The sequence below is a fragment of the Streptomyces sp. NPDC001904 genome, from assembly GCF_040297005.1.
Taxonomy (GTDB): domain Bacteria; phylum Actinomycetota; class Actinomycetes; order Streptomycetales; family Streptomycetaceae; genus Streptomyces.
This window is the reverse complement of record NZ_JBEOYI010000016.1, coordinates 138,264-160,441: the sequence shown is the minus strand read 5'-3', so window position 1 is coordinate 160,441 and position 22,178 is coordinate 138,264. Positions and strand designations below refer to the sequence as shown.

Annotated in this window: 23 protein-coding genes; 9 read left to right on the top strand and 14 right to left on the bottom strand. The window is 70.0% G+C overall.

Going from position 1 to position 22,178, the window contains the following annotated elements; translation table 11 throughout:
- Nucleotides 1–220 precede the first annotated feature (220 nt).
- Nucleotides 221–1,477, top strand: coding sequence for a PTS transporter subunit EIIC (locus ABT127_RS24575; protein ID WP_351453866.1), 1,257 nt, complete (start codon nucleotides 221–223; stop codon nucleotides 1,475–1,477).
- A 90-nt stretch (nucleotides 1,478–1,567) separates the two neighbouring features.
- On the opposite strand, the gene ABT127_RS24570 is transcribed toward ABT127_RS24575, so the two are convergent.
- On the bottom strand, nucleotides 1,568–2,320 hold the full coding sequence (locus tag ABT127_RS24570) for an MBL fold metallo-hydrolase (RefSeq protein ID WP_351453863.1): 753 nt from the start codon (nucleotides 2,318–2,320) through the stop codon (nucleotides 1,568–1,570).
- Nucleotides 2,321–2,524: 204 nt separating this feature from the next.
- On the opposite strand from ABT127_RS24570, the gene ABT127_RS24565 reads away from it, so the two are divergent.
- Entirely contained in the window at nucleotides 2,525–2,959 is a 435-nt protein-coding gene (locus tag ABT127_RS24565) for a type II toxin-antitoxin system PemK/MazF family toxin (RefSeq protein WP_351453861.1), read from the top strand.
- 171 nt (nucleotides 2,960–3,130) lie between these two features.
- Here the strand turns inward: ABT127_RS24565 and ABT127_RS24560 are convergent, their stop codons facing one another.
- From ABT127_RS24560 to clpS, 7 genes are all read right to left on the bottom strand, one after another.
- Nucleotides 3,131–4,081, bottom strand: a complete 951-nt coding sequence (locus ABT127_RS24560; RefSeq protein ID WP_351453859.1) for a PLP-dependent cysteine synthase family protein — start codon at nucleotides 4,079–4,081, stop codon at nucleotides 3,131–3,133.
- Between the two features lie 20 nt (nucleotides 4,082–4,101).
- Nucleotides 4,102–4,380 (bottom strand): MoaD/ThiS family protein, encoded by a 279-nt coding sequence (locus ABT127_RS24555; RefSeq protein WP_351453856.1) that lies wholly within the window; start codon nucleotides 4,378–4,380, stop codon nucleotides 4,102–4,104.
- 91 nt (nucleotides 4,381–4,471) lie between these two features.
- A complete protein-coding gene (locus ABT127_RS24550) occupies nucleotides 4,472–4,573 on the bottom strand; it encodes a putative leader peptide (protein WP_351453853.1) in 102 nt (33 codons plus the stop codon).
- 101 nt (nucleotides 4,574–4,674) lie between these two features.
- Complete coding sequence (locus ABT127_RS24545) at nucleotides 4,675–5,091, bottom strand: M67 family metallopeptidase (protein WP_351453850.1); 417 nt, start codon at nucleotides 5,089–5,091, stop codon at nucleotides 4,675–4,677.
- Nucleotides 5,092–5,187: 96 nt separating this feature from the next.
- Complete coding sequence (locus tag ABT127_RS24540; protein ID WP_351453848.1) at nucleotides 5,188–6,648, bottom strand: amino acid permease; 1,461 nt, start codon at nucleotides 6,646–6,648, stop codon at nucleotides 5,188–5,190.
- Between the two features lie 319 nt (nucleotides 6,649–6,967).
- Nucleotides 6,968–7,570, bottom strand: coding sequence for a DUF2017 domain-containing protein (locus ABT127_RS24535; RefSeq protein WP_351453846.1), 603 nt, complete (start codon nucleotides 7,568–7,570; stop codon nucleotides 6,968–6,970).
- A complete protein-coding gene (clpS, locus tag ABT127_RS24530) occupies nucleotides 7,571–7,888 on the bottom strand; it encodes an ATP-dependent Clp protease adapter ClpS (RefSeq protein ID WP_351453844.1) in 318 nt (105 codons plus the stop codon).
- Nucleotides 7,889–7,968: 80 nt separating this feature from the next.
- Here clpS and ABT127_RS24525 point away from each other — a divergent pair, with 80 nt between their 5' ends.
- Nucleotides 7,969–9,297, top strand: coding sequence for a nicotinate phosphoribosyltransferase (locus ABT127_RS24525; RefSeq protein ID WP_351453841.1), 1,329 nt, complete (start codon nucleotides 7,969–7,971; stop codon nucleotides 9,295–9,297).
- Nucleotides 9,298–9,417: 120 nt separating this feature from the next.
- Nucleotides 9,418–10,008, top strand: coding sequence for an isochorismatase family protein (locus tag ABT127_RS24520; RefSeq protein WP_351453838.1), 591 nt, complete (start codon nucleotides 9,418–9,420; stop codon nucleotides 10,006–10,008).
- Nucleotides 10,009–10,038: 30 nt separating this feature from the next.
- Here ABT127_RS24520 and ABT127_RS24515 read toward each other — a convergent pair whose 3' ends face one another.
- The gene (locus ABT127_RS24515; protein ID WP_351453835.1) at nucleotides 10,039–10,368 is read right to left on the bottom strand and encodes a hypothetical protein; all 330 of its coding nucleotides are present in this window, start codon (nucleotides 10,366–10,368) and stop codon (nucleotides 10,039–10,041) included.
- A gap of 134 nt (nucleotides 10,369–10,502) precedes the next feature.
- Entirely contained in the window at nucleotides 10,503–12,848 is a 2,346-nt protein-coding gene (locus tag ABT127_RS24510) for an immune inhibitor A domain-containing protein (protein ID WP_351453832.1), read from the bottom strand.
- 344 nt (nucleotides 12,849–13,192) lie between these two features.
- On the opposite strand from ABT127_RS24510, the gene ABT127_RS24505 reads away from it, so the two are divergent.
- On the top strand, nucleotides 13,193–13,447 hold the full coding sequence (locus tag ABT127_RS24505; RefSeq protein ID WP_351453830.1) for a hypothetical protein: 255 nt from the start codon (nucleotides 13,193–13,195) through the stop codon (nucleotides 13,445–13,447).
- Nucleotides 13,448–13,483: 36 nt separating this feature from the next.
- On the opposite strand, the gene ABT127_RS24500 is transcribed toward ABT127_RS24505, so the two are convergent.
- Complete coding sequence (locus ABT127_RS24500) at nucleotides 13,484–14,143, bottom strand: RDD family protein (protein ID WP_351453828.1); 660 nt, start codon at nucleotides 14,141–14,143, stop codon at nucleotides 13,484–13,486.
- A 408-nt stretch (nucleotides 14,144–14,551) separates the two neighbouring features.
- Complete coding sequence (locus ABT127_RS24495) at nucleotides 14,552–15,868, bottom strand: RDD family protein (RefSeq protein WP_351453826.1); 1,317 nt, start codon at nucleotides 15,866–15,868, stop codon at nucleotides 14,552–14,554.
- 220 nt (nucleotides 15,869–16,088) lie between these two features.
- Between ABT127_RS24495 and ABT127_RS24490 the strand changes: the two genes are divergently transcribed.
- Nucleotides 16,089–16,559, top strand: coding sequence for an SsgA family sporulation/cell division regulator (locus tag ABT127_RS24490; protein WP_351453824.1), 471 nt, complete (start codon nucleotides 16,089–16,091; stop codon nucleotides 16,557–16,559).
- Between the two features lie 22 nt (nucleotides 16,560–16,581).
- Here the strand turns inward: ABT127_RS24490 and ABT127_RS24485 are convergent, their stop codons facing one another.
- Complete coding sequence (locus ABT127_RS24485) at nucleotides 16,582–17,952, bottom strand: FAD-binding oxidoreductase (protein ID WP_351453821.1); 1,371 nt, start codon at nucleotides 17,950–17,952, stop codon at nucleotides 16,582–16,584.
- A gap of 87 nt (nucleotides 17,953–18,039) precedes the next feature.
- Here ABT127_RS24485 and ABT127_RS24480 point away from each other — a divergent pair, with 87 nt between their 5' ends.
- Nucleotides 18,040–19,563: a tetratricopeptide repeat protein gene (locus tag ABT127_RS24480; RefSeq protein WP_351453818.1), complete on the top strand. Its 1,524-nt coding sequence runs from the start codon at nucleotides 18,040–18,042 to the stop codon at nucleotides 19,561–19,563.
- A gap of 169 nt (nucleotides 19,564–19,732) precedes the next feature.
- Here the strand turns inward: ABT127_RS24480 and hppD are convergent, their stop codons facing one another.
- Nucleotides 19,733–20,878: a 4-hydroxyphenylpyruvate dioxygenase gene (hppD, locus tag ABT127_RS24475; protein WP_351453816.1), complete on the bottom strand. Its 1,146-nt coding sequence runs from the start codon at nucleotides 20,876–20,878 to the stop codon at nucleotides 19,733–19,735.
- A gap of 122 nt (nucleotides 20,879–21,000) precedes the next feature.
- On the opposite strand from hppD, the gene ABT127_RS24470 reads away from it, so the two are divergent.
- Nucleotides 21,001–21,471 (top strand): Lrp/AsnC family transcriptional regulator, encoded by a 471-nt coding sequence (locus ABT127_RS24470; protein ID WP_351453814.1) that lies wholly within the window; start codon nucleotides 21,001–21,003, stop codon nucleotides 21,469–21,471.
- A gap of 58 nt (nucleotides 21,472–21,529) precedes the next feature.
- A complete protein-coding gene (locus ABT127_RS24465; protein WP_111663607.1) occupies nucleotides 21,530–22,177 on the top strand; it encodes an ABC transporter permease in 648 nt (215 codons plus the stop codon).
- Nucleotide 22,178 lies beyond the last annotated feature (1 nt).

Here is a 22,178-nt window from a genome sequence, read left to right as displayed (position 1 = left end):
GCGAAGGGCCCCCGGACCATCGGTCCGGGGGCCCTTCGTCACGTTTGAGTAGTACGCCCCACATATGTTTCAGACCACAAAAAACACGGGTTCCTTATCCCACCTTCACCGTGCTACAACAGGTCTACACCACTGAGGTGGTGTAGACCACCTGGCTGCTGCCCACCCCCGTTTTTCTTCCTTTCCGTCCCCGGCAGCACCCCAGCACATGGAGGAATTCATGAGCAGCACCGCTACGGCGGCACCCGCAAAGAAGCGGGGCTCCGGCCTGTTCCAGGGCCTTCAGAAGGTGGGTCGCAGCCTGCAGCTGCCGATCGCGGTGCTGCCGGCGGCGGGCATCCTGCTCCGTCTGGGGCAGCCCGACGTGTTCGGCGACGACGGACTGGGCTGGCACAAGGTCGCCGCCGTCTTCGCGACCGCGGGCAGCGCCGTCTTCGACAACCTGCCCATGCTGTTCTGCATAGGCGTGGCCATCGGCTTCGCCAAGAAGGCCGACGGCTCCACCGCGCTCGCCGCCCTCGTCGGGTTCCTGGTCTACAGCAACGTGCTGAAGGCGTTCCCGGTCACCGACGCCGTCGTCAACACGACGGCGAACAAGGGTGTCGACGTCGCGGCGACGTACAACAACCCAGGTGTCCTCGGCGGCATCATCATGGGTCTGCTGGCCGCGATGCTGTGGCAGAAGTTCCACCGCACCAAGCTGGTCGACTGGCTCGGCTTCTTCAACGGCCGCCGGCTCGTCCCGATCATCATGGCCTTCGTCGGCGTGGTCATGGGTGTCTTCTTCGGCCTCATCTGGGAGCCGATCGGTGAGGGCATCTCCAACTTCGGCGAGTGGATGACGGGTCTCGGCGCCGTCGGTGCCGGTCTGTTCGGTCTGATCAACCGCGCGCTGATCCCCGTCGGCATGCACCAGTTCGTGAACACCGTCTCCTGGTTCCAGCTGGGCGACTTCAAGGACGCCACGGGCGCGGTCGTGCACGGCGACCTGAACCGCTTCTTCGCGGGTGACCCGACCGCGGGACAGTTCATGTCGGGCTTCTTCCCGATCATGATGTTCGGCCTGCCGGCCGCCGCGCTCGCCATCGCGCACGCCGCCCGTCCCGAGCGCCGCAAGGCCGTGATGGGCATGATGGTCTCGCTGGCGCTGACCTCGTTCGTCACCGGTGTGACCGAGCCGATCGAGTTCTCGTTCATGTTCATCGCGCCGCTGCTGTACGCGATCCACGCGGTGCTGACCGCCCTGTCGATGGCGATCACCTGGGCGCTCGGCGTCCACGCGGGCTTCACCTTCTCCGCGGGCTTCATCGACTACGCGCTGAACTGGAACCTGGCGACCAAGCCGTGGCTGATCATCCCGATCGGTCTGGTGTTCGCGGCGATCTACTACACGCTGTTCCGCTTCGCGATCACGAAGTTCAACCTCACCACCCCGGGCCGCGAGCCCGAGGAGGAGATCGAGGACATCACCAAGTGATCCTCGGCCGACACCGTCGGACCGGCTGACGACGAAGGCCCCGGAACCTCATCGGTTCCGGGGCCTTCGTCGTCCTGCAGGAGCAGCGGGTCAGATGTCGTAGCTGCGGCCCGGCGCGGCCAGCTCCACGGGGCCGTCGTACACGGCGCGCGCGTCCGTCAGGTTCACCTGCGGGTCGGTCCACGGGGGGATGTGGGTGAGGACCAGCTTGCGGGCGCCGGCGCGCTGCGCGGCCTCGCCCGCCTCCACGCCGTTGAGATGCAGGGCCGGGATGTTCTCCTTGCCGTGCGTGAACGCGGCCTCGCACAGGAACAGGTCGCTGTCCGCGGCCAGTTCGTCCAGCGCCTCGCACGGGCCGGTGTCCCCCGAGTACGTCAGGGAGCGGCCGCCGTGCTCGATGCGGATCGCGTACGACTCGACCGGGTGGCAGACCTTCTCCATGCGCACGGAGAACGGCCCGATGTCGTACGAGCCCGGCTTCACGGTGTGGAAGTCGAAGACCTCGCTGAAGGCGGAGGCCGAGGGGGTGTCGGCGTGCGCGGTGGTCAGCCGCTGCTCGGTGCCCTCGGGGCCGTACACGGGCATCGGGGCGCAACGTCCGCCCTCGTGGCGGTAGTAGCGCACCACGAAGTAGGCGCACATGTCGATGCAGTGGTCCGCGTGCAGATGGCTGAGGAAGATCGCGTCCAGGTCGTACAGACCGATGTGGCGCTGCAGCTCGCCCAGGGCGCCATTGCCCATGTCGAGGAGCAGCCGGAAGCCGTCGGCCTCTACGAGGTAGCTCGAGCAGGCCGATTCCGCGGACGGGAACGACCCTGAGCAGCCGACGACGGTGAGCTTCATAGGAGCTGGAACCTCCGCGCTGGCGGTCGGGTTGCGGGGTGGAACCTGTGGATTCTTTCGAGCGTAAGGCGCAAAAGCGCGGGTGGCTCCTCCGTCACCGGCTGTTGTGGGCGAACTCACCTGCGGTGTCACCGGTTCGGGGGGCGCTCGTGCGCGGGGTGATCCGGCAGCGCGCCCCGTGCGCCCCGCCGGTACCGTCTCTGTATGGACACGTCATGGTGGCTGGCGCTCGCGGCCGTCGTTCTGCTGGCGCTCGTCGCGACGCTCGTCGACGGCTGGGGGCGTGGCACGCGTCTGCGCCGGGGGGCGCGGCGGGGGCGGATCGCGGGTGGGCCCGCGGCCGGGGAGATCTGGTGGGCGCTGGTGCCCTACGAGGACGGGCCCGGCGGCAAGGACCGGCCGTGCCTCGTTCTGGATCCGCGGGGGCGGACCGTGCTCGTCGCGAAGATCACCAGCCGGTACCACGGGGAGCGGCCCGGGGTGATTCCGTTGCCGCCGGGGGCCGTGGGGGATGCGCGGGGGCGCGCCAGTTTCCTGGAGACCGATGAGCTCCGGGAGGTTCCGGTGCGGGATTTCCGGCGGCGGGCGGGGGTGGTGGATCCGGTGCTGTGGGATCAGGTGCGGCGTCTGGGGTGGTGAGCGGGGTGCGTCGCCGGGTGCGCGTGCGTCGTGGCTGGTCGCGCAGTTCCCCGCGCCCCTGAAGGCTGCGCTTCGCGCGCCTTCCCCTGCCCCTGAGCGAGCGGAGCTCGCTTCAGGGGCGCGGGGAACTGCGCGACCAGCCCCCACACGCCCGCACCCGTCGGCGAGACGTTAGGCCCAGAGCTGGCCGTGGAGGACCTCGATGGCCTCTTCCGTCGTCGCGGCCGTGTAGACCCCGGTCGACAGGTACTTCCAGCCGCCGTCGGCGACGACGAACACGATGTCGGCCGGCTCGCCGGCCTTCACGGCCTTCTTGCCGACCCCGATCGCGGCGTGCAGCGCGGCCCCGGTGGAGACCCCGGCGAAGATGCCCTCCTGCTGCAGCAGCTCCCGCGTACGCGTCACGGCGTCGGCGGACCCCACCGAGAAGCGCGTGGTCAGTACGGAGGCGTCGTACAGCTCGGGGACGAAGCCCTCGTCCAGGTTCCGCAGGCCGTACACCAGGTCGTCGTAGCGCGGCTCGGCCGCGACGATCTTGATGTCCGGCTTCTGCTCGCGCAGGTAGCGGCCGACGCCCATGAGCGTGCCGGTGGTGCCGAGTCCGGCGACGAAGTGGGTGACGGAGGGGAGGTCGGCGTAGATCTCCGGGCCGGTCGTCGCGTAGTGGGCGCCCGCGTTGTCCGGGTTGCCGTACTGGTAGAGCATGACCCACTCGGGGTGCTGCTCGGCCAGTTCCTTGGCGATGCGGACGGCGGTGTTGGAGCCGCCCGCGGCCGGCGACGGGATGATCTCGGCGCCCCACATGGCGAGCAGGTCGCGCCGCTCCTGGGAGGTGTTCTCCGGCATGACGCAGACGATGCGGTAGCCCTTGAGGCGGGCCGCCATCGCCAGCGAGATGCCGGTGTTGCCGGAGGTGGGTTCGAGGATGGTGTCCCCGGGCTTGATCCGGCCGTCCTTCTCGGCCTGCTCGATCATGTGGAGCGCGGGGCGGTCCTTGACCGAGCCGGTCGGGTTGCGGTCTTCCAGCTTCGCCCAGATCCGTACGTCGTCGGACGGGCTGAGCCGCGGCAGGCGCACCAGGGGGGTGTTGCCGACCGCGGCCAACGGGCTGTCGTAGCGCATGGGTTGCTTCGTTCCCGCGCTCAGCGCATGCCGCCGGCCACGGCCGGCAGGATGGTGACGTTGTCGCCGTCGGCGACCTTGGTGTCGATGCCGTCGAGGAAGCGGACGTCCTCGTCGTTGAGGTACACGTTCACGAAGCGGCGCAGCTGACCGTTGTCCACGATGCGGTCGGCGATGCCCGCATGCCGGGTGTCCAGGTCGGCGAAGAGCTGGGCAAGGGTGTCCCCGCTCGCCTCGACGGCCTTGGCGCCGTCGGTGTAGGTGCGGAGGATGGTCGGGATGCGGACCTCGATGGCCATGCTGGGCTCCTGTCAGGAGTCGGAAGTCGAGTGGATGAGCGCGCGTGGGCGCTTCCGTACAGGCGGGCGTCCGGACGTACGGCGGTGCGGCTCAGCGCGGACAGATGGCGCTGGCGAGGCGGCACAGGTCGACGTGCAGCCGCGCCACGAGCAGGGTGCCCGGCGTCTTTTCGCTCACGTCGTGGAAAACCATGGGCTCATCGTATCGATTCCCGCCCGGGATCCCGGAGTGTGATCTCACGATGCGGTCGAAAAGCGTCCGCCGGTCGAGACCGAGGGGCGAAGCGGGCCGGATCAGGCGGTGACCTCGACCTCTTCCTCGGTCACGGTGCCGTCAACGATGCGGAACGAGCGGAACTGGAAGGGGCCCGCCTCGTCGGTGTCCGCGGTGGAGACCAGGACGTAGTGGGCGCCCGGCTCGTTGGCGTAGGAGATGTCCGTGCGGGAGGGGTAGGCCTCGGTCGCCGTGTGCGAGTGGTAGATGATCACCGGCTCCTCGTCGCGGTCGTCCATCTCGCGGTAGAGCTTGAGCAGGTCCGTGGAGTCGAACTCGTAGAACGTGGGCGAGCGGGCGGCGTTGAGCATGGGGATGAAGCGCTCGGGGCGGCCTTCGCCGACCGGTCCGGCGACGACGCCGCAGGCCTCGTCGGGGTGGTCCTTGCGGCTGTGTTCCACGATCTGGTCGTACAGCGTCTGGGAGATTGTCAGCATGCCGTCAGCATAAGCAGCCGGGCTGTCACGTATCGGTGTGCGATACGTGACAGCCCGGCTGGTGAGACGTCCGTCGGCGCGGGTCGCGCCCGGGGACTAGCCGCGCTTCGCGAACGTGGCGCTCTCGGGCTTGCGCGCCTTGAGCACCAGGTAGGCGACCGCGAGGATCGCGCCCCAGACCGGTGCGCCGTACAGGGCGACCCGGTTGTCCTTGTCCATGCCCATCGTGACGATGACCAGCGCGATGAACGCCAGCGAGAGGACGCTCGCCCAGATGCCGCCCGGAGCGCGGAACGAGGACTTGGGCAGCTCGCCGCGGTCGGACTTGAGGCGGTAGCGGATCTGGCAGATCAGGATGACGATCCAGGCCCACATGCCGGAGATGGTGGCGAAGGAGACGACGTAGTTGAACGCCTCGCCCGGCCACTGGTAGTTGATCCAGACGCCGACCAGCATCATCGCGGCGGAGAACGTGGTGCCGATCACCGGCAGGCCGTTCTTGCTCAGCTTCGTGAAGAGCCGCGGGCCCTGGCCGTTCTGCGCGAGGTCGCGCAGCATGCGGCCGGTGGAGTACATGCCCGAGTTGCAGGAGGACAGCGCGGCGGTCAGCACGACGAAGTTGACGATGGCGGCGCCGATGCCCAGGCCCATCTCGTCGAAGGCGTGGACGAACGGGCTCTCGCCGGCCTTGAAGGACGTCCACGGCACGACCGAGAGGATCATGATCAGGGCGCCGACGTAGAAGACGGCGATGCGCCACGGCACGGTGTTGATGGCCTTCGGCAGGACGGTCTTGGCGTCCTTGGCCTCGCCCGCGGTGACGCCGACGAGCTCGACCGCGAGGAACGCGAACATCACCATCTGGAGGGTCATCAGCGTCGAGCCGATGCCGTTCTCGCCGGCGAAGAAGCCGCCGAGGTCCCACAGGTGCGAGACGGACGCGGTGTCACCGGCGTCGGAGAAGCCGATGGTGAGGATGCCGGCGCAGATCAGGATCATGCCGATGATGGCGGTGACCTTGACGGTGGAGAACCAGAACTCCAGCTCGCCGAAGAGCTTCACGGAGATCAGGTTGGCGCCGTAGAGGATGACGGTGAAGACGAGTGCGGACAGCCATTGCGGGATGTCCCACCAGAACGTCATGTAGACGGCCGCGGCGGTCACCTCGGTCATGCCGGTGATGACCCAGAACAGCCAGTACGTCCAGCCGGTGACGAAGCCCGCGAAGGGGCCGATGAACTCGCGCGCGTACTCCGAGAAGGAGCCGCTGACCGGGCGGTACATGAGGAGCTCGCCGAGCGCGCGCATGATGAAGAAGATGACGATGCCCGCGACGGCGTACGCGAGGATCAGGCTGGGGCCCGCCTTGGAGATGCCCTTGCCCGCGCCGAGGAAGAGGCCGGTCCCGATGGCGCCGCCGATGGCGATCATCTGGATCTGGCGGGAGCCGAGGCCCCGCTGGTAGCCCTCGCCGGACTCGGGGGACGTCTCGTCGTCCCGCACGGCCTCATTGCCGGCAGAGTCCTTGCCGTGCTGCTCGACCTGCGCTGAGGTCATGGTGATGCGCCTTTCTCCATGCCGATCCGTGCCGTGGGGGGCTCGGATCGACTGTGACGATCCTTCGGGCGTGGGGCCCTGGATGGATGGAGCTGTTGCCTACCGGGGTCGGGCCGGTAAGGGCGCCCCCGGCGGACAGGGGTGGCGTCCCCCGGGCGGTCGTGAAGATTTATCACGGCGTTCACGGTGATCGACTCAGTCGACTGTGGCGTACAGCACAGGAAAAAGCGGTCAAACCGCCCCTGGCGCGTCATAGGCAGGCAGGGGCGGTGACCTGATCGTTATCCGGATTTGAGCGTCCGCTGAGCGAACACGAGGATCAGGGGAGGAGTGTCTCGACGAGCGTTTCCTGGAGGCCGCCGAGCCACAGGTACGCCATCACCATCGGCTTGCGCGGGTCCTCGTCGGGGAGGCGGTAGAGGAGGTCGGTGTCCTCCTCGTCGGTGATGTCGAGGCGGGTGCCGATCGCCAGGCGCAGGTCGTTGAGCGCGCGCATCCAGCGGACCGACTCGTCCGGGGTGAGCTTCAGGACGGCGCCGCCGTCACCGACCGGGGTGAGGGTGTCCAGGGTGCGGACCACCGCGAGGGCGTCGTCGCGCTTCCCGGCCCGCAGGTCGTTCTCGGTGAAGCGCCGGAACTCCGAGGAGTGCTCCTGGAGTTCGGCCTGCGAGGTCTGGTCGGAGGGGGCGCCGGGGCCGCCGTACGCGTCGGGGAAGAGGCGGTGCAGGACCGGGTCGGCGGGCGGCTCGCTGGGGCCCTCGGCGAACAGCTCGGCGAGCGGGTCGTCGGACGCCTCGCCGCCGGGACCGGGACCGATCAGCTCCAGGAGCTGGACGGCGAGCGAGCGGATGATGGAGATCTCGACGTCGTCGAGGGCGACGGCCGCGCCGCCGCCGGAGACCGGTTCGAAGTGCCCGGGCATTTACTTCCGATCCTGTTGCAGCGTGGCCCACAGGCCATAGCCGTGCATGGCCTGGACGTCCCGCTCCATCTCCTCGCGGCTGCCGGAGGAGACGACCGCGCGCCCCTTCTGATGGACGTCCAGCATCAGCTTGGTGGCCTTGTCCTTGGAGTACCCGAAGTACGTCTGGAAGACATACGTCACGTAGCTCATGAGGTTGACCGGATCGTTGTGGACGAGCGTGATCCAGGGGACGTCCGGCTCGGGGACCACGGAGAGATCCTCCGTCGTCTCGGGGCTTTCGATCTCAAGGGGTGCTGGAGCCGTCACACGGCCCATGCTGCCACCAGGAGGGGTCCATCGCACAAACGGACCCAGAAATCGTCACCTTGACGCTAATTCGGGGTAGCATCATCGTCATGAACACAGCGGACCTTGGCCTGCCGGTGGATGTTCCGTCGACAGCGCTCTTCACCGACCACTACGAGCTGACCATGCTGCAGGCGGCCCTCCACGGGGGCACGGCCGACCGGCGTTCGGTCTTCGAGGTCTTCACCCGCCGGCTGCCCGAGGGCCGCCGCTACGGCGTCGTCGCGGGCACCGGACGTGTCCTGGACGCCGTGGAGAACTTCCGGTTCGACGCGGGCGTCCTCACCTTCCTGCGCGAGCGGAACGTGGTGGACGAGCCGACCCTCGCCTGGCTCGCGGACTACCGCTTCTCCGGCGACATCTGGGGCTACCCCGAGGGCGAGGTCTACTTCCCCGGCTCCCCCGTCCTGCGCGTCGAGGGCTCCTTCGCCGAGTGCGTGCTGCTGGAGACGGTGATCCTCTCGATCCTCAACCACGACTCGGCGATCGCCGCGGCCGCCTCCCGGATGTCCTCGGCCGCCGGGGACCGGCCGCTGATCGAGATGGGCGCCCGGCGCACCCACGAGCTGGCCGCCGTCGCCGCCTCGCGCGCCGCCTACGTGGGCGGTTTCGCGACGACCTCGGACCTCGCCGCCGGGTTCCGGTACGGGATCCCGACGGTCGGCACGAGCGCACACGCGTTCACCCTGCTGCACGACTCCGAGCGGGACGCCTTCCGGGCCCAGATCGACTCGCTCGGCGAGGGCACGACGCTGCTCGTGGACACCTACGACGTCCAGGAGGCCGTGAAGACGGCCGTCGAGATCGCGGGTCCGAAGCTGGGCGCCGTCCGGATCGACTCCGGCGACCTGCTGCTCGTCGCGCACCGGGTGCGCGAGCAGCTCGACGACCTCGGCGCCAAGGACACCAAGATCGTGGTCACCTCCGACCTCGACGAGTACGCCATCGCCTCGCTCGCGGCCGCGCCCGTGGACGCGTACGGCGTCGGCACCCAGCTGGTGACCGGCTCGGGGCACCCGACCTGCTCCATGGTCTACAAGCTGGTGGCTCGCGCCGAGTCCGCCGATCCCGACGCGCCGCTGACGGCGGTCGCGAAGAAGTCGGCGGGCGGCAAGACGTCCGTCGGCGGGCGCAAGTGGGCCGCGCGCCGCCTCGACCGGAGCGGGGTCGCGGAGGCCGAGGTGCTGGGCACCGGGCCCGTACCGGCCGAGCTGGCCGACCGGCAGCTGCTGGTCGAGCTGGTCAGGGGCGGCGAGGTGGTGGCCCGGGAGCCGCTGGACACGGTGCGCGAGCGGCACATCGCCGTGCGCGACGGACTGCCGCTGTCGGCGACGCAGCTCTCGCGGGGCGAGGCCGTGATCCCGACGGAGTACCTCTAGGCACCTGCGCACACCGGTGTCCGTGCGCCCCAATTGCCCTCTCCCGCAAGCCACTTGAACCTTCTACGCTCGTAGCCTCACCGTCGTGTCATCTCGCTGATCTCGCTAAGGAAACCGCCCATGCGCCGCGCCTTGATCGTCGTAGACGTGCAGAACGACTTCTGCGAGGGCGGCAGCCTCGCGGTGACGGGAGGTGCCGATGTCGCTGCCGCGATCACCGATCTCATCGGGCAGGCCGGCGGCGGTGGCTACCAGCACGTCGTCGCCACCCGTGATCACCACATCGCGCCCGGGAACCACTTCGCGGACACCCCGGACTACCGGCACTCGTGGCCCGCGCACTGCGTCGCCGGGACCGAGGGCGTGGGGTTCCACCCGAACTTCGCGCCGGTGATCGCCTCCGGGGCGATCGACGCGGTCTTCTCCAAGGGGGCGTACGCGGCGGCGTACAGCGGGTTCGAGGGCGCCGACGAGAACGGGGTGCCGCTGGCGGAGTGGCTGCGGCGCCGGGAGATCTCCGAGGTGGACGTGGTCGGGATCGCCACCGATCACTGTGTGCGGGCCACCGCGCTGGACGCCGCGCGTGAGGGGTTCCGTACGCAGGTGCTGCTCGATCTCACCGCGGGGGTCGCTGCCGCTACGACCGAGGCCGCCCTGGCCGAGATGAAGGATGCCGGGGTCGAGCTCACGGGTAAGCCTGTCGTGGCTTAGGTCGCGGGGCTCCGCCCCGGACCCCGCTCCTCAAGCGCCGGAGGGGCTTGATTGGGGTGCGCTCATCAGGGTGCGTATCGGTCTCCACAGGGCCGCCTCCGTCGGGTCCGGGGCCTCGCGCCAGACCAGGCCGTCGGGGTGGTGGAGGACCGCGGTGATCTCGTCCGGGGTCGGCGGGTGCTGGTTGCCTCGCAGGTAGACGGCGCGCAGGCCCAGATTGCGCAGGCGGGTCAGGGCGCGGGCGCGGTTCACGGCATGGACCAGAACCCGTACGGCGCCCTCTCCAGGTGCGGGCGCGGGCAGCGTCAGCGCCACCACCACGCTGCCGCCGGGCAGCTTGCAGAACCCTCCTGCGGACATACCTGTCACACCCCCGTGAGACGTCGTGTCAATAAGGAACTCACAGGACGCACCTAAACACGATCGGCCGCGACCCGCTAGCCCTCGCTAGAAAAGTCGCGGCCGATACGTCTTTGACCTGCGGTTTTACAAGATCACCGGGTGGAGGGGCCCACCTTGACCGTGATCGAGGAACCGTCCAGGGGCTGGTTCAGGACAGAGATCCGGGTGTTGGTGTCAGTTGTCTTGACACTTCCGTTCGGGTTCTCCGCGTACCAGTAGGTGCCCTTGCGGTCGTCGAAGACCGGGTTGCCGAGCTGCGCCTTGATCTTGGTCGCGACGCCCAGCTTGTGCAGGGTCATGCCCGGGACGGGGTACCAGCCGAAGGCGGCGTCGTACGGGGTGATCTTGTTGGAGATCAGCTTGCCGTCGGCCCACTTCATCGGCTTCGCGTGCGCGTCGATCGGCAGGATCAGGCCCTGGCCCGGGTGCTGGCCGACGTTGTTGTTGCGCTGCGAGGTGTCCCACTGCCAGATGACCAGTCCGGGACGGTACTGGTAGTGCTCGACCCAGTTCTGCTTCGCGCCGCCGTCACGCCAACCGAAGTTGTACGGGCCGACCTTGAGGGTCTTGTCGTACGACTCGTACTGGCGGTTCTCGGCGATGTAGAACTGCGGGAAGTCGCCGCTGATCGAGGCGCCGACGCGGGAGAAGCCGTGGCTGGTCCAGCCGGCCTGCTCGGACTCGGCGTCGTCGGCGAACAGGGTCGCGCCGTCGGCCTTGACCGCGAGGTTGTCGAACGCGAAGCCCATCTGGGCCACGCCGCCGTCGGTCTTGTAGCGGAAGCGGACGTCGATCTTCTGGCCGGCGTAGGCGTCCAGCGGGAAGACCAGGTGCTGGAACTTGCCGTTGGTGCCGGTCAGGGCAGGCTTGTCGCCGCCGTCGCGCGGGATGGCCTGGCCGTCGGCGGTGCCGTCGATCGTCTTCCAGCTGGCGCCCGAGTCGGTGGACACCTGCGTGTACAGGTAGTCGTAGTCCTTCTCGATGTCGTACCAGCCGTCGAGTTCGAGCGAGCCGGACTTCTTGCCGGTCAGATCGACCGTGCGCGACAGGGTGTTGTCGAGGTCGTCGCCGTAGTCCGACCACCACTGCTTGCTGCCCTGCGCGGGCTGCACGATGTTCGTGGTGACGTTCTTCTTGGGCAGTTCGACGACCAGCGCCTGCTTCAGCTTGGTGTTGTACTCCGAAACACCCAGCTTGTGCACCGAGTTGGTGGCGGCCTTGGCCTTGTCGTAGTTGAGCCAGCCCAGCTGCAGCTTGTCCCAGGCGGTCATGTCGCCCGGCATGTCACCGATGGCTTCCTTGCCGGTGCCGAGCCAGGAACCGGCCGACATCAGCGACCAGAAGCCGACCGAGTTCTCGCCGATGTACGTGGTGTCGTACAGGTCGGGCAGGCCCAGGTCGTGGCCGTACTCGTGGGCGAAGACGCCGAGGCCGCCGTTCTCCGGCTGCATCGTGTAGTCGCCGACCCAGATGCCGGTGTCGCCGACCGGGGTGCCGCCCGCCTTGAAGCCGGTGGGGCCGGTGTCGCCGTCGTCGCGGCTGTAGGCGTAACCGCGGTGCGCCCACAGGGCGTCCTCGCCCTGGACGCCGCCGCCCGCGGACTCGTCCTCGCCGGCGTGCACGATCTGGAAGTGATCGATGTAGCCGTCGGGCTCGTTGAAGTTGCCGTCGTTGTCGTGGTCCGTGCGGTCCCACTGGTCGTACTTGGCGAGGTCGGCCTTGATGTCGGCGTCCGACTTGCCCGCCGCCTTCTGCTGCGCGACCCAGGCGTTCACGCCGTCGCGGACCAGGTCCTCGACGGTCGGGCAGTTGGACGCGCCGCAGTAGTTGGAGCCGTACCGGGCCTCGTTGTAGTCGACCTTGACCCAGTCGGAGACCTCACCGTCGACCGAGTAGCGGCCCGACGAGGTCTTCTCGTAGTACGTCTTGAGGGAGTCGACGCCCTTGCCCGAGCCGAAGTACAGGTCCTGGAAGTGGTCGCGGTTGTAGTCCGACTGCCAGGCCGTGCTGTTGTCCTTGCTGCGGTCCGGCGCGGCTATCTCGTTGTGCAGCGGGCCGGTGTCGCCGCCGTACTTGCTGTCGACCTTGTCGCCGAACTCGACCAGGATCGTGAAGATCTGGTCGGTGCGCTCACGGCCCAGCTCGACGTACTTGTCCTTGCCGAGCTTGACGACCTTCGAGCCGTTCTTCTCCTGGACCTTCGAACTGCCCTTGATCACCTGCTCCAGGGCGGTCTGTCGCTGCTCGGCCTGCTGCCGGCTGAACGGGCCGTCGATGACATGGCCCTTGCCCTGGTAGCTGTCGCCGTGCGAGCCGCTCGGCGGTGCGGCCGGACTGTCGGCCTGCGCGGTGGTCGCCGCGACGGAGCCGGCGGCCGCGGTGGCGGCCAGGGTCACGAGCACGGCGGCGGATCTCAACGCCCGTCTCTTCGTGGTCACTTGGGTGTTCCCTCCTCCGTGGCGCAAAGCCACGCATGACAAGTGACGCCATTTGACCGGAGGTAGGAAAGAATTAACAGACCTTGACTGTGACATGTGCGTTGCATTATGTAGCGCGACCGGTCCGGTATCCGGACGGGAATGCCAGTACAACGGGCGCGTTCGAACGTCCACTTGGTGGACTGAATGACTCCGTGCGCCCCCCATGCACCTGCACCGTGGGTAAGGTGACGCTTACTGGTCGTTCCGGTCGGGCAAAGGTCGGATTAAGGTGGGAGCACGGTGGGCCACGAGCCCCGGACGCCCCGCCCCGCTCCCCCGCTGTCACGAGGACGGACATCGCCATGCCTCGACCGACTGTCGCACAGCTCGCCTACGGTTCGGCCACCGTCGTACTCTCCACGCTCGCCATGCTGCTGCTGTCGCAGACCAGTTCGGGGCCGGGCGTCGGTGTGATCGCCATGTCGGCGGTCATCCTGGGGCTGTTCGTGGCGCTGAGCGTGCCCAAGCCGAAGCGGACGCCCGCGCCGGAGTCCGTCGATGCGCCGGAGGCGGCGGCGCGCGAGCGGGAGCCGGTGCACGAGACGGCGGGCCCGTGAGGCACGGACCCGCCGTCTGACGTCACCACCGCGCGATCAGCCGCTGCTGACCACCACGGTCTTGGCCGCCTTGTCGTGCAGGCCCTGCTTGTAGGGCTTGTCGAAGAAGCTCCAGCCGCCGCAGATGGCCGTCCAGATGCAGGCGCAGCAGAAGGCGAACGGGACCCACAGCACCAGCGCCCGGACCAGGTTGGTCTGGACGCTCGGCGTCGCGCCGTTGTCGAGGTTCGCCACGCGCAGCTTCATCAGCCGCTTGCCGAGCGTCTGGCCGGTCCTCGACATCAGGATGACGTCGTACGCGATGTAGAGGACGGCCGTCAGGATCGACGAGCCGGCCTGCTTGCCCGCGTTGATGTCATCGGTGTCGGTGCTGAAGCTGGTGATGTCGAACGCCCAGGACAGCAGGCCGACGATGATGCCGATCAGCACCATGTCGATGATCCGGGCGAGGACGCGGCGGCCGCTCTCGGCGAGAGGGGGCATGCCGGCGAGGGGGTCGCCTCCGGCGCCCGGGCCGCCTGCTCCGTACGGAGTGTCGCCGTACGGGGCGCCGCTGTACGGGGGCGGGGGCTGGGCGGCGTTGTCGTAGGGGTTCTGGCCCTGCGGGCCCTGCGGGTTGTCGTACGGCGAGCCGCCACCCTGGTTCGTCGGCGGAGGCTTGCGGAACGGGTCGTCGTCCGGCGGTTCGGTACTCATGGCCCGAGTGGACCGCGATCCCGGCGCGGACGCATCCGGCGGGCCGCCGTCCGGATGACCCGGCCGACGGATTCCGGCCTCGTCCCCGGCGCGACCGCTCGCGGGGTTCCCCGGTTGCCTCTCGGCTGCGGCCCGGTGGCCGCTTCTCGCGCAGTTCCCCGCGCCCCTGGGCCGTCCACCACGCGCGGCTCTCGTCGTGGTTGCTCGCGCAGTTCCCCGCGCCCCTGAGGCAGGCGCTGCGCGCCGCCTCCCCTTCGAGAGGGGCGCGCTTCTGCTGATGAGATGGCGCACGCAGTGCGCATCTCAGGGGCGCGGGGAACTGCGCGAGAAGCGGCCACCGGGCCGCAGGCGAACGAGCGACCCAAAAGGGGCGCGGGGAGCCGAGTGGCCCGGTCCCACCCGGCAGGGCTAGTCGGCGACGAAGGTGCGGGCCGCCTTGTCGTGGAGGCACTGGCGCCAGGGACGGTCGAAGGCGCCCCAGAGAACGCCGAGGACGCCGATCACCAGGACACCGGGCACGCTGTAGGCGAGCCAGCGCTTGAGGGCGGCGCCGAAGGTCGGGGAGCTGTGCTCCTCGATGTCCCGGACGGAGAGCCCCAGCAGCTTCTTGCCGAGCGTGCGCCCCCATTTGGCGGTCGGCAACGCCTCGTAGAGCACACCGAAGACCAGCAGGACACCGAGGACGATGCCCAGATAGACGCCGGTGGTGCCGTCGATCAGCCAGACGGTGACCTGCCGGCCGGAGGCCTTGGCGGCGTCGATCTTGCCGTCGATGTGGTCGATCGCCCGGGTCCCCAGCGGCACGGCGGCGACCGCGGTGACCGCGCCGAGGACCACCGAGTCGATGAGCCGCGCGACGAACCGCTTGCCGAGCCCCGCGGGCCGCGCACTCGCCTGGGCCTGCGCGGCGGCGAGGAACGGATCGGTGGCCACGGGCTTGAACGGTGTGACGGGACCACCGCTCTCCGGCGCCGCCGGCGCAGGCGCCGCGAGCTGGTGCACCTGCTGCGCCCAGGAGGGCTGCCCGCCGCCGGGCCCCTGGGTGACGGGAGTGGGCAGGGGCGCCTGCTGTTGCTGCTGGGGCGGGTACCCGTAACCGGACGGCGGCTGCGGCTGCTGCGGCTGGGCGGGCGCCGGGGCGGGAGTCGGGGTCGGAGCCGGGGCCGGGGTCGCCTGCTGCTTGGGCAGGGCCCGGATCGCCATGGTGCCCTCGGTGCGGACGGGAGCCGCCGCGCCGGGCCGCACGGCGCGGATCGAGACGGTGCTGTCGGGACGCTCCTGCGCATCGTCGGCGGCCGCTTCGGGGGCTGCTGACGCACCGTCGGACGAGCCCCAGGAGACCCGGCGGTCCTGCTCGCCGCCGAAGCCGGTCTGCCGGGAGGCGTCGGCCTGCCAGACGGAGGCGGGTTCGGGCGGGACGGGGGCCTCGACGCTGTTGACGGCGCCGGTCTCGGGTCCGGTCTCCGTACGGACGGAGGGCTCCTCGTCGAGGAAGACCGGGCCCGTCTCCTCGGCGGTGGGGGCGGACGGCTGGACCACGGGCCCGGGTTGGGCGGTGGCGCCCTGCGGAGCCGGCAGCTGTTCGCCGTCGGACGGCGCGGGGCGGCTGGTGCCGGGGACCCAGGCGGCGCCGTTCCAGTACCGGACATATCCGGGAATGGACGGGTCGGGGTAGTAGCCTTCGCGGGGCCTGTCGTCACCGGGGGCCGGGGTTGGGGCGCTCATGTCCGTCGTCCCGTATCTGCTCGGGGGTCTTGTTGTGGCCTCTACGTCTATCAGACCGCCGCGCCCGCCCGTGCCGCTCCGCCGTTACGGACCACTTTCCGGGCATTCGCGGGGCCCGGAAAAAAACTTCGGCGAACTCGCGTAATGCCGCGGCCACATCGGCCTCTCACTTGTACGGGCCCGCTCGTGGACCCGCACAAGGCGAGAGGAAGCGCACGACATGCACTCCGTGGTGGAACGCGAACTAGAGCTGAAGCTGGTGTTGTCGCCCGAGCGAAGCATCCCCGTCCCGGCCCGGCTGACGTACCGGACGAACGACCCCTACGCCGTGCACATCACCTTCCACGTCGGGTCCGACCACCCGGTCAACTGGACGTTCGCGCGCGAGCTGCTGGTGGAGGGGGTGTTCCGGCCGTGCGGGCACGGGGACGTGCGGGTGTGGCCGACGAAGGTGGACGGGCGCAGTGTCGTGCTGATGGCGTTGACCTCGCCGGACGGCGACGCGTTGCTGGAGGCGCCGACCGCGCAGATCTCGGCCTGGCTGGAGCGCACGCTGCGGGCGGTTCCCCCGGGTTCTGAGGCCGAGCGGCTCGGCATCGACGCCGGCCTCGCCGAGCTGCTCACGCCCACCCCGGCCGACGATCTCTACCTGCGCGACCCGTGGGGGTCGGACGAGTCGGACGGCCAGTGAGGGACGGTGCTCGGCGAGGTGATCAGAACAGCTTGCCGGGGTTGAGCAGGCCGAGCGGGTCGAAGGCCGCCTTCACCGCCTGCTGCACCTCGACGCCGACCGGGCCGAGCTCGCGGGCCAGCCACTCCTTCTTCAGGACGCCGACGCCGTGCTCCCCGGTGATGGTGCCGCCGAGTTCCAGGCCGAGCGCCATGATCTCGTCGAAGGACTCGCGGGCCCGCCGGCCCTCGTCCGCGTCCTGCGCGTCGAAGCAGACGGTGGGGTGCGTGTTGCCGTCGCCCGCGTGGGCGCAGACGCCGATGGTCAGCGCGTACTTCTCGGCGATCCGCTCGACGCCTTCGAGGAGTTCGCCGAGCTTCGAGCGCGGCACGCACACGTCGTCGATCATCGTCGTGCCCTTGACCGCTTCGAGGGCGGTGAGGGAGAGGCGCCGCGCCTGGAGCAGGAGTTCGGACTCGGCGGCGTCCTCGGCGGGCACGACCTGGGTGGCGCCCGCGGCCTCGCACAGGGCGCCGACGGCGGCGAGGTCGGCGGCCGGGTCCGGGGTGTCGAAGGCGGCCAGGAGCAGGGCCTCGGTGGTCTCCGGGAGCCCCATGTGGGCCATGTCGTTGACGGCCTTGACCGTCGTGCGGTCCATGAGTTCGAGGAGTGACGGGACGTGGCCGCCCTCCATGATCCGGCAGACGGCGTCGCAGGCGGCCGCGGCGGAGGCGAACTCGGCCGCGAGGACCAGCTGTTGGGGCGGCTGCGGCTTGAGCGCCAGCGTCGCCTTCACCACGATGCCGAGGCTGCCCTCGGAGCCGACGAAGAGGCGGGTGAGGTCGTAGCCCGCGACGCCCTTGGCGGTGCGCCGCCCGGTGGACAGCAGGCGGCCGTCGGCGAGGACGACGTCGAGTCCGAGCACGTACTCCGCCGTGACCCCGTACTTCACGCAGCACAGGCCGCCCGACGCCGTGCCGATGTTCCCGCCGATGGTGCACATCTCCCAACTCGACGGGTCCGGCGGGTAGTACAGCCCGTGCTCGTTGACCGCGCGGGAGAGCGTCGCGTTGATGACGCCCGGCTCGACGACCGCGATCCGGTCGACCGGGCTGATCTCCAGGATGCGGTCCATCTTGGTGAGGGAGAGCACGACGCAGCCGTCGCTGGCGTTGGCCGCGCCGGACAGGCCCGTACGGGCGCCCTGCGGGACGACCGGGACGCGCAGCGCGGTGGCCGTGCGCATGACGTGCTGGACCTGTTCGACCGTGCGGGGCAGGACGACGGCGGCCGGGGCGCCGGCGTCGCAGAAACTCGCCATGTCGTGCGCGTAGGAGGCGGTGACGTCGGGGTCGGTGAGGATCGCCTCGGCGGGCAGCCCGTCGCCGAGCAGTTCGATGAGGGTGCGGCTCATGATCACAGCCTCGCACTCGGGGCCATCGGTGTGAACCCGTCTGTGGCCTCCACCGTGTGCTCTTCGTATTGACGCACAGTATGCGCCATGGAGATCGCCGAGAACGCCGAGGACGTCCAGACCTCCGCGCAGGCCGTGGCGCCCGTGCCGGAGCCCGTCGCCGCCCCACGCCGCCGCTCCCCCGCCGTGCGGCGCGCGGTCGTCGCCGCCGTCACCGGGTGCGCCGTGCTCGGCGGCGTGCTGGTGCTGCTGCCGGAGGAGGAGCAGCGGCCCGCGCCGCTGCCCGGTCCCGCGGGTCGGGCGGTGATCGCGGCGGCCGTCGGGGCGCCGGCCGCGCTGCCGGACCTGACCGCGCTGATCGGGGAGCGCGAGGCGCGGGTGCGCGTCCAGCCGCGGGACGGTGTGTCGTGGGCGGCGCTCGGGGCCGCCTACGTCGAGCGGGGGGCGCGGACCGCGCGGACGGACGACTTCCCCAGGGCCGAGCGGGCGCTGCGCAGTTCGCTCGCGGCGCGGCCGAAGGGGAACGTCGAGGCGCTCGACGGGCTCGCCGCCCTCGCTGCCGCCCGGGGCGACTGGCGCGGCGCCCGGGAGTACGGCGAGGCCGCGGTGAAGCTGGCGCCGAAGCGCTGGGCGTCGTACGTCTCGCTGGTCGACGGCTATCGCGGGACGGGTGACTACAAGGCGGCGGACCGCACCCTGGAGAAGCTGACCGGGCTGTCCTCGGGCGCCGGCACCGCGGTGACGCTGCGCACGGCGGCCGTGTACGGGGACCGGGGCTGGCGGGAGGACGCCGCCGCGGTGCTGGCGGACGCGTCGGCGCGGGCCGGTACCCCGGCGGAGCGGGCCGCGCTGTTGCAGCGGGGCGGTGACCTCGCCTGGGACCGCGGAGAGCCGGCCGACGCGCTGCGGCACCAGGACGCGGCGCTCGCCGCCGATCCGTCCGCGCACGCCGCGCTGGCCGGGCGGGCGCGGGCGCTGGCCTCGCTGGGGCGTACGGCGGAGGCGGTGAAGGCGTATCGGCTCGCGCTGGCGAAGCAGCCCGAGCCGGGGTACGCGCTGGAGCTGGGCGAGTTGTACGAGTCGCTGGGTGACGAGCGGGCCGCGGACGCGCAGTACGGGGTGCTGCGGGCGCGGGCCGCCGCGCAGCGGGCGCACGGGGTGGACGACGCGCTGGTGCTCGGGCGGTTCGAGGCCGATCACGGGGATCCGGAGGCGGCCGTGGCGCGGCTGCGGGCGGAGTGGTCGCGGGCGCCGGGGATCGCTGTCGCGGACGCGCTCGGGTGGGCCTATCACCGGGCCGGGGACGAGGATGCCGCCCACTGGTTCTTGCGGCGGGCCACCGACCGGCAGAAGGGCGGGACGGTGCGCAACGCCTCGTACTCGTACCATCTCGGGGCCGTGGAGCGGGAGTTGGGGTTGTACGGGGCGGCTCGGCGGCATCTCGGGGAGGCGCTGCGCATCAATCCCGGGTTCTCGCCGTTGTACGGGCCCGAGGCTCAGGAGGCCCTGGACGCGCTGGGCTCGCCGCCCGAGGGCGGGGTCCCGCAGATGTGGCCCCCGAAGCCGGCTCCGGCGCCCGCCAAGGCCCAGGCCGCGCCCAAGCGCCGTTAGAGGTCCGGCCGGTGGGCGAGCGCACCACCGTCGTGGCTGGTCGCGCAGTTCCCCGCGCCCCTGAAGGCATGCGCTGCGCGCAGCCTTCCCCTGGATGCCGCAGGCATCTCAGGGGCGCGGGGAACTGCGCGACCAGCCCCCACGCACCCGCAGACGAACAACCCCGTGATTACAGGTTGCCTCGCTTCTCCTGCTCCCTTTCGATCGCCTCGAACAGGGCCTTGAAGTTGCCCTTGCCGAAGCCCATGGAGCCGTGGCGTTCGATCATTTCGAAGAAGACGGTCGGCTTGTCCTGGACCGGCTTGGTGAAGATCTGGAGCAGGTAGCCGTCCTCGTCGCGGTCGACGAGGATCTTCAGCTCGCGCAGCGTCTCGACGGGGACGCGGGTCTCCCCCGCCCACTCGCCGAGGGTGTCGTAGTACGAGTCCGGGGTGTCCAGGAACGAGACGCCCGCGGCGCGCATGGCGCGGACGGAGGCGACGATGTCGTTCGTGGCGAGCGCGATGTGCTGGACGCCCGCGCCGCCGTAGAACTCCAGGTACTCGTCGATCTGGGACTTCTTCTTGGCGATGGCGGGCTCGTTGATCGGGAACTTCACCTTCAGGGTCCCGTCGGCCACCACCTTCGACATCAGCGCCGAGTACTCGGTCGCGATGTCGTCGCCCACGAACTCCTTCATGTTCGTGAAGCCCATGACCTTGTTGTAGAAGGCCACCCACTCGTTCATCCGGCCGAGTTCGACGTTGCCGACGCAGTGGTCGACCGCCTGGAAGGTGCGCTTGGCGGGCGGTTCGACGATCGGGGCGGCGGCGACGTAGCCGGGCAGGTAGGGGCCGTCGTAGCCGGAGCGCTCGACGAGGGTGTGGCGGGTCTTGCCGTACGTGGCGATGGCGGCGAGGACGACGCTGCCGTGGTCGTCCTTGACCTCGTGCGGCTCGACGATGCCGCGGGCGCCGTGCTCGACGGCGTAGGCGTACGCGGCGCGCGCGTCCGGCACCTCGATGGCGAGGTCGACGACGCCGTCGCCGTGCTCCGCGACGTGGTCCTGGAGGAAGTGGCCCCAGTCGGTGGCGGCCTTGATGACGGAGGTGAACACGAAGCGGGCGGAGCCGTTGGTCAGGACGTACGACGCGGTCTCGCGGCTGCCGTTCTCCGGTCCGGAGTAGGCGACGAGCTTCATGCCGAAGGCGGTCGAGTAGTAGTGCGCGGCCTGCTTGGCGTTGCCGACCGCGAAGACGACCGCGTCCATTCCCTTCACCGGGAAGGGGTCGGCCTCGCGCGCGGTGCTGGGAGTGTGGGCTGCTGTCTCAGTCATGTCTGGAGGCTCCCGCTGTTCCACAAGGTGCGCAATAGTTTGCGTATTCGCTGGACAATCTGACCAGCGGAGGGCCGGTATCTGCTGGCTTTGTGTACAGGGTGACCACTGCGGAGGCGGGCATGGCGATCGATCATCTGGACGGCCGGATCATTGTGCTGCTGGCGCGCGAGCCGCGGATCGGGGTCCTGGAGATGTCCCGGCGGCTGGGCGTGGCGCGCGGCACCGTGCAGGCGCGGCTCGACCGGCTTACCTCGAACGGAGTCATCCGCGGATTCGGCCCGCAGGTGGACCCGGCGGCGCTCGGCTACCCGGTCACCGCGTTCGCCACGCTGGAGATCCGGCAGGGGCAAGGGGCCGACGTCAGGGCGCACTTGGGAGGCGTCCCCGAGGTGCTGGAGCTGCACACGACGACCGGCAGCGGGGACATGCTGTGCCGTCTCGTGGCGCGCTCCAACGCCGATCTTCAGCGGGTGATCGACCTGGTTGTCGGTTTTGATGGCATCGTCCGGGCTTCCACCGCGATCGTCATGGAGAACCCCGTTCCGCTGCGCGTCATCCCGCTGGTGGAGCAGGCGTCGGGCGACTCCTGACGTGGGGCCGCCGGGAGATTCCCGGCGGCTGTACGTACATCGCCCGGCGCGAGGCGCGATGAACTTCTGGGACTATCTCGGCAGCCATCACCAGCAGCTGCTGTTCGACGCGTACCAGCACGCCAGCGAGGTCTTCCAGTGCATGGTGCTGGCGACCGTGATCGGCGCGCTGATCGGCGTGATCACGTACCGGAGCGACTGGGCGGGCAACCTCGCCACCTCGGCGACCTCCACCATCCTGACCATCCCCTCGCTGGCCCTGCTCGGTCTGCTCATCCCGGTCGTCGGCATCGGTGTGGCGCCGACCGTCATCGCGCTGACCCTGTACGGGCTGCTGCCGATCGTGCGCAACGCGATCGTGGGCCTGCGCGGTGTCGACCCGCAGCTGATCGACGCGGCCAAGGGCATCGGCATGTCCCGGATGGCCCGGCTGGTGCGGGTGGAGCTGCCGCTGGCGTGGCCGCCGATCCTGACCGGGATCCGGGTCTCCACGCAGATGCTGATGGGCATCGCCGCGATCGCCGCCTACGCCTCGGGCCCCGGCCTCGGCAACGAGATCTTCCGCGGGATCGCCTCGCTGGGCAGCAAGAACGCACTGAACCAGGTACTCGCCGGAACCCTCGGCATCATCATCCTCGCCCTGCTCTTCGACGCCGTGTACGTCCTGATCGGGCGGCTGACCATCCCGAGGGGGATCCGTGTCTGAG